The organism is Luteimonas panaciterrae, assembly GCF_020511115.1.
Taxonomy (GTDB): Bacteria; Pseudomonadota; Gammaproteobacteria; order Xanthomonadales; family Xanthomonadaceae; genus Luteimonas; species Luteimonas panaciterrae.
Genome location: NZ_JAJAVH010000044.1, coordinates 1 through 2,154, shown reverse-complemented (window position 1 = coordinate 2,154; position 2,154 = coordinate 1). Strand labels below are relative to the sequence as shown.

General features: G+C 57.1%; 1 protein-coding gene. It reads right to left on the bottom strand.

All coding sequences use genetic code 11. The features are described from left to right. Positions 1-167: 167 nt before the first annotated feature. Positions 168-1,709, bottom strand: coding sequence for a BCCT family transporter (locus LG367_RS18145; RefSeq protein ID WP_226470671.1), 1,542 nt, complete (start codon positions 1,707-1,709; stop codon positions 168-170). Positions 1,710-2,154 lie beyond the last annotated feature (445 nt).

Sequence of the window (2,154 nt, the reverse complement as noted above, 5' to 3'; positions counted from 1 at the left end):
TGCGGGCCTGCCCCAGCTCTGGTCAAACCCCCGCGACACATAAGTGGATGTGATCGCCAGGTTCGCGCTCCATGGTTCGGCATCCTGCGCCTGGGCGATGAGCGGCGACATGAGAGTCCCGACCACGGCCGCGGTCAGCTTCATCATCCCCACGTTCTGCATACCTTTCACTGTGTGGTATCAGAGTTGAGGGCCTTGCACAGGCTCACGATGTAGAGCACCAACACGACCGAGAACGGCAGCCCGCAGAGCACAACGGCCGTCTGCATGGAACTAAAGCTTGCGGACCCGCCCGTCAGGAAGAGCCCCATGCTGACCACAGTGATCGTCATCGCCCAGAACAGGCGCAGCCAGATCGGTGCATCCTCATGCTCGGAGCCATTCGAGGTGCAGAGATTGGCAATCATTAGCGTTCCGGAATCCACGGGCGTGAGAAACAGCACAAAACCGATCATCACGGCGGCTAACGCTATAAAGCGCGTAAATGGGAGGTATTCGAGCAGCTTGAATAAGGCCATCGGAGGGTCTGCCTGCGCGACGGCCCCGAGCTCCGCGGCCCCCTGGCGGAAGACCACATCGATCGCGGTGTTTCCGAAAATGGATAGCCAGGCCAGCGTGAATCCCAAGGGGATCAACAGCACACCGAGGATCAGCTCTTTGATGGTGCGGCCGCGCGAAATACGTGCAATGAACATGCCCGCGAACGGGGCCCATGCGATCCACCAGGCCCAATAGAATAGCGTCCAGGCTCCAGCCCAATTCTTGGCGGCCTCGTCGTATAGATACATCTCAAAGCTTTTACCGACGAAAGCGCGCAGGTAGTCTCCGGTGTTCTGCACCAAGCCGTCGAACAGATGCATGGTCGGCCCACACAACACCACGAACAACAGCAGCAGGCAAAGCAGCCATACGTTGAGGTTGGACAGCCACGCAATACCTTTCTCGACGCCAGATACAACAGCAATTGTAGCCACTAGCATTATCATCCCGACCAAGATCAGCAGTACCTGCGCGGTCTGGGGTATGTCGAACAGATAACTCAGTCCGGAGTTGAGCATTAATGCACCGATGCCCAGATTGGTGACCATTGAAATCAGAGTGGCCAAGATGCCGCAGGCATCGACGACATGGCCGATCCAGCCGTGTATTCGATCGCCGAAGATCGGATACAGTGCCGATCGCAATGCCAGAGGCAGTCCTTTGCGGTAGGCGAAATAGGCCAAGGCCGTACCGATGAGCGCATACAGTGCCCAACCATGCAGGCCCCAGTGCAGGAACGTGATGGTCAGCGCCTCGCGAGCGGCATGCGTCGTCCCGCCCTGTCCGACCGGTGGGGAAAGGAAGTGATCGAGCGGTTCATAGGCGCCATAGTAGAGCAGCGCAATACCGATGCCGGCCGAGAACAGCATCGAAACCCAGGCGCGATAGCTGAATTCAGGCGTTTCATCGTCACGCCCTAGTCGAACATTTCCGAAACGCGAGAACGCCAACCACAGTACAAACACCAGGCAGGCGACGATCACCAGCATGTAATACCAGCCGAACGCCTTGGATACTGCCGCTTGCGCATGATCCAACCAGGCCTTGCTGGCTTTGGGATAGAGAACCATTAACAGCGCCAGCGCCAGCGCCGATCCGGCCGAACAAAAAAACACCACGGGATTAAGCATTGCCTGCTTGCTGTTGGCGTTGGACTGAGTCGAACTCATTGGCTTTCTTCCGAAGTCGCTTTTACCAGCGTCGTTCGCACACGTGCGCCCTGGGGCAAGCGGAGGACGATCACTTGCAGTGTCGAGGCCAAACGTGCCTTAGCCTTAGCCCCGGCACAGGTGAACAAGCCAGCCATCTCCGTCCAGTGGCATATTGACCACACAACATCGAGTTCAAGCATGCAACCACGCACGCAAGAACGAAACACTGCGTGCATCTCCCTATCTGTATTTCATGATTTTGTGCGAACACGTACATGCTGGATTCAATCAACTCCACGCCTTCTATTTCTTGGTGATGATGGTTGTCGGAGCATGCTAGGGTTCCGACATGAGGCTATGCTTGGGCGTGCTGCAGCTTGTCGCGTTTTGCGTTTACGTACAGGAACCCGAAGACTCTGGGGGCGACCTGCTTACTTCCAGGCCATTTCGCCCTTGGCTACCT

Bases quoted from the DNA above. Each gene is read 5' to 3' on its own strand.
- LG367_RS18145 (WP_226470671.1), bottom strand. From the start codon at position 1,709: ATGAGTTCGACTCAGTCCAACGCCAACAGCAAGCAGGCAATGCTTAAT.